We start from the raw sequence: 4,608 nt of genomic DNA on the forward strand, positions 1-4,608 counted from the left end.
TCGGCGCGCGCCAGCACGGCTTCGGCCGCCGCCGGGGCTTCGCTCGGCACGGGATGCCGGCGTGGCCGCCCGGTGGGGGCGGTCGGCCAGTGCAGCTCGACCGTGGGCGCGTAGACGTTCTGGGTCTTCAGGACGCCCACCGCCCAGGCGAGGCCGCGCGCGCTCAGGCCCTGGCGGAAGGCCGCCCCCATACCGTACCCAGCGTCGGCCAAGGCACGACCGAAGCGCACGCCGGCGGCGGCGACCCGGTCGATCTCCGCCAGGGCGATCTCGGTCTTGGCCAGGGCGCGGCGGTGTTCTTCCGGCACGCCCGCGTCGGCGCAGCGATCCGGGTCGCTGGCCCACTCGTCCGGCAGGAACAACCTGAGCCCGAGCGGCACCGGCACCTCGTCCTGGGCCAGGGTGAGCGAGACCAGGACTTGGCAGTTCGCCTGTTTGCCCAGGGCCCCGCAGTACTGGCGGGCGACGCCGACCGAGCGCTTGCCCTTCTTGGGCAAGGCGGTGTCGTCGATCACCAGCACGGCGCTCGGGCCGCCGACAAGGGCGTCCGCCTTCCCGGCCAGGACCGCTCGCAAGGGCGCATCATCCCAGGCCGGGCTGGCGATGAAGTGCTGCAGCTGGTCATGCCCGCCCAGCCCAAGGCGGGCCGCGAGCGGCTGCAGGCTTTTGCGGCCGTCCGGACCGAGCAGGCCGTGCAGGTACAAGGGCGCCCAGCGCCGCCGCGTCTTGCGGCCGATCACCTCCAAGAACGGCGCCAGCCAAGTGTCCAGGGCCGCCTCGATCTCGGATGATCCGGGTTCCACCACGCCACACCTCTTGGGCCGTTGCGACCCGCGAGGAGATGGTGCCGCTCATCACCCCTTAAAATGCCCAGGTAGTGCTAGAGCCTGTTAGCGCCTGAACGCGAGGCCGAGGTGGGCGTTCTTCTGGCTTTGAGGAGGACGCGATGGGTCTGACGGACGAGCAGTGGGAGGTGCTGGCGCCGCTGATCGAGGCTTGTCGGCCGGCGGCCAAGGTTCCGCCCCGGCACCTGCGGCGGACGATCAGCGCGATCATCTGGCGCCACGACAACGGGGCGAAATGGCGCTCCCTGCCCGAAGCGCTGGGACCCTGGTGGATGGCAGCCCAGACCTTCATCCGCTGGTCGCGGCTGGGCGTGTGGGAGCGCCTGCTGTCGCTGGTTCAGGAGAGGGGCATCTCGCTGGGGATGACCTTTCTCGACGGCACCTCGATCCGAGCCCACCAGAAGGCGGCAGGGGCTGCCAAAAAGAGGAGACCGCGGCAGGACGGGACGCGCGTGAGGCGCTTGGGCGCTCACGTGGTGGCTATGGCACCAAGGCCTGCGTGATCGCCGACGGCAAAGGACGCGCCATCGCCTTCCGCCTCGCGCCGGGCCAGGCGCATGAACTGCCGCACGCCGTGCCGCTGCTCGACAGCCTGCCCCGTGTGCCCAAGTGGGTCGTGGGCGACCGCGGCTACGCCAGCCACGCCTTTCGGCAGCATATCTGGGACCTGGGCGCGCGGCCCGCGATCCCGCCCAAGCGCAACGAAGCGCCGGTGGCCTGCCCCGACTACATCTACAGCAACAGGAACCTCGTCGAGCGCCTCTGGGCCCGGCTCAAGGAGTGGCGCGCCGTCGCCACCCGCTACGAGAAGACCGCCTGCTCCTTCATGGGCGTGCTCTGCATGGCCGCCGCCATGGACTGGCTCAAGAGCTAACAGAGCCTAGCTCCCCTCCTGAACGGCCAGCACAGCCGCCCCGCCTCATCGCGCGCCCCGCCCCAGACCGAGCCCGGCGCGAGCTTCTCAAACGGCCTCTTAGCTTGGCTTTGCACGTTTTGTAACGGGTGTAGGCGTCAAGCCCCGATCCAGAAGAAGCTTTCGGTGGCGACGAAGTCGAGGGCTTCGTTGAGCGGCATGATGACGGGCCCGAAGTCGCCGGGGGTGGCCCAGGCCTCGTGGCGCCACCACAAGACCTGCACGTCATCACTCTTGCCGGTAGGCCGCAGGCGCGCGACCTGGCCGCCAGTGCGTCGGCTGTACAGTGTATAGCCCTTGTTCGCTCGTACCACCTCGACACCACCGCGCGGCCAGGGGTGAGCTTCGATCCGCTCGCGCATGGCATCAGCGCCGGCCATCGTGCCTACCTGCCCCGGCATGGGTTGCCCCATTCGGGCAGCCTCCAAAGCGGAGGCCGACGCCATGCCGGCGCCTGTGCCCGAGGTGCTGGCCGCCTGGATGCGGCCGTTCCGAGGCTACTTCACCACCGCGGTCTGGCGCCACGCCCTGGTGCTGGTGGCAGGCGCCCTGCTCGCGCCGGGGCGGCGGACGGTCACGGCGGCGCTGCGCGTCATGGGCCTTGAGCAGGCCCCAGGCTTTGCCGTCCACCACCGCGTGCTCAGCCACGCACGGTGGTCTTCCCGTGCCGTCGGCCATCGGCTCTTGCTCCTGCTGGTCGCGGCCTTCGTACCAACGGGGCCGGTGGTAGTGGGCATCGACGACACGATCGAACGGCGCTGGGGGGCCAAGATCAAGGCGCGCGGCATCTACCGCGATCCCGTGCGGTCCAGCCGTGGCCACTTCGTCAAAGCCAGTGGCCTGCGCTGGCTTTGCGTCATGCTGTTGGCTCCCGTTCCCTGGGCCGATTGCGTCTGGGCCCTGCCATTCCTGACCGTGCTGGCGCCCTCCGAGCGGTATGCCACCGGGCGCGGGAAGCGGCACAAAAAGCTCACCGACTGGGCCCGGCAGGCGCTGCTGCTGACCGCGCGCTGGCTTCCCGGGCGGCGGCTGATCGTCGTGGCCGACAGCAGCTTCGCGGCCATCGGACTGCTCCGCGACCTCCGCCAGCACCTCTGCATGATCTCACGGCTGCGCCTCGATGCCGGGCTGTATGCACCACCACCGCCACGCCGGCCGGGTATGCGCGGCCGCCCCCGAGTCAAGGGCGCCCGACTGCCGAGTCTAGCGGAGCGGCTGGCCGACCCGGCCACACGCTGGCGCCGGACCAGGGTCGACCACTGGTATGGTCGGAGCGAGCGCCGGCTCGACATCGCCTCCGGCACCGCGCTCTGGCATCACCCCGGCATGCGGGTGCCGATCCGCTGGGTGCTCGTGCGTGATCCAGAGGGCGAGAAGGAGCCGCAGGCTTTCCTCAGCACCGACCTGGAGGCCGACCCATCGAACATCCTGCGCTGGTTCGTCCGCCGCTGGCGCACCGAGACCACTTTCGAGGAAGCCAGACGACACCTCGGTGTCGAAACCCAGCGGCAGTGGTCGGACCTGGCCATCCTGCGCACCACGCCGGCGCTGCTCGGCCTGTTCTCGTTGGTGACCCTCTGGGCGACACGGCTCGCAGCGGAACGCAGCATCTTACCTGACTGCGTCTGCTGGTACCCGAAACACTATGCCACTTTCAGCGACGCCCTCGCCCTGGTCCGGAGCGAACTGTGGACATCGACGGCTTTCGGACCCTCGCCGAGCGGCCGAGAGATGCAGAAAATCCCAGCCGATCTGCTCGACCGCCTCATGCGCGTCGCCTGCAGACCACCCTGACGTGCAAAGCCAAGCTAAGAGCCCATTCCGAAAAGATTTGAGCGGTATCAGAGGGTTGCTCATACCTCAGGTTGGCAGACCGTGAGGAGCGAGCGATGCCTTGGACCGCTTCCGCCCGGCACCAGTATGCGCGGACGGCGACACGCTACACAACCGACCTGACCGACACCGAGTTCGCCTTGATCGCGCCCCATCTACCGGCACCGAGCCGGCTCGGGCGGCCACGGAAGGTGGATTTGCGCGAGGTCCTGAACGCCATCCTCTATCTGCTGCGCACCAGCTGCCCCTGGGACCTCCTGCCCAAGGAGTTGCCGGCCAAGAGCACGGTGTTCGGCTATTTCCGGCGCTGGTGGGAGGATGGAACCTGGCAGATACTGCACGCCAAGCTGGTCGTGGCGGCGCGCGAGCGGGCCGGCAGGGAGGCCTCGCCGACCGCTGGCATCGTCGACAGCCAGAGCGTGCGGACCACCGAAGCCGGCGGGCCCAGAGGCTATGACGCCGGCAAGAAGATCAACGGCCGCAAGCGCCACATTCTGGTCGACACCCTGGGCCTGCTGCTGGTGGTCGTCATCCACACCGCCAACATCCAGGATCGCGATGGGCTGGCGTTGGTCTGCCGCCGGCTGCGCCGGCGCTTCCCCTGGCTCCGCCTGATCTTCGCCGATGGCGGCTATCAAGGAGAGACCGCTGCCTGTGCCGCAGCACAGGAGCGTCTGCGGCTCCAGATCGTCAAGCGCGAGCCCGGCACCCGCGGCTTTGCCGTCCTGCCCAAGCGCTGGCTGGTCGAGAGGACCTTCGCTTGGCTCGGCCGCAACCGAAGGTTGGCCAAGGATTTCGAGGCAACCCTCGCCTCGGCCGCAACCATGGTCCACCTCGCCTCGATCCAGCTCCTCGCTCGACGCCTTGCAAGAGCTTGAGATCGGACGGTGCTTTCACGGATGGGCACTGAGACCGGGATAGGGGTAACTCGGCCACTTTGGGCTGAATACTCTGCGAGCGGCTTGCGTCCCAGCCATTTCCAAAGTCCTCAGTTGCGCTGCGCCCGAGGGACCTCAG

General features: G+C 69.0%; 5 protein-coding genes. 3 read left to right on the forward strand and 2 right to left on the reverse strand.

The features are described from left to right. Positions 1-803, reverse strand: an 803-nt coding sequence (locus VF468_09265; protein HEX5878495.1) for an IS701 family transposase, incomplete at its 3' end; no start/stop codon positions are given. A 143-nt stretch (positions 804-946) separates the two neighbouring features. Here VF468_09265 and VF468_09270 point away from each other — a divergent pair. Continuing rightward, a protein-coding gene (locus VF468_09270) for an IS5 family transposase (protein HEX5878496.1) occupies positions 947-1,719 on the forward strand; the annotation gives its coding sequence in 2 pieces (ribosomal slippage) (positions 947-1,271 and positions 1,271-1,719; 774 coding nt in all). A 137-nt stretch (positions 1,720-1,856) separates the two neighbouring features. On the opposite strand, the gene VF468_09275 is transcribed toward VF468_09270, so the two are convergent. After that, a complete protein-coding gene (locus VF468_09275) occupies positions 1,857-2,138 on the reverse strand; it encodes a hypothetical protein (protein HEX5878497.1) in 282 nt (93 codons plus the stop codon). Positions 2,139-2,214: 76 nt separating this feature from the next. Between VF468_09275 and VF468_09280 the strand changes: the two genes are divergently transcribed. Beyond that, positions 2,215-3,552, forward strand: coding sequence for a transposase (locus tag VF468_09280; protein ID HEX5878498.1), 1,338 nt, complete (start codon positions 2,215-2,217; stop codon positions 3,550-3,552). A 95-nt stretch (positions 3,553-3,647) separates the two neighbouring features. After that, positions 3,648-4,469 carry an IS5 family transposase gene (locus tag VF468_09285; protein ID HEX5878499.1) on the forward strand — a complete coding sequence of 274 codons (822 nt, stop codon included), beginning with the start codon at positions 3,648-3,650 and terminating at the stop codon, positions 4,467-4,469. Positions 4,470-4,608 lie beyond the last annotated feature (139 nt).

The organism is Actinomycetota bacterium, from assembly GCA_036280995.1.
In the GTDB taxonomy this organism is placed as follows: domain Bacteria; phylum Actinomycetota; class CALGFH01; order CALGFH01; family CALGFH01; genus CALGFH01.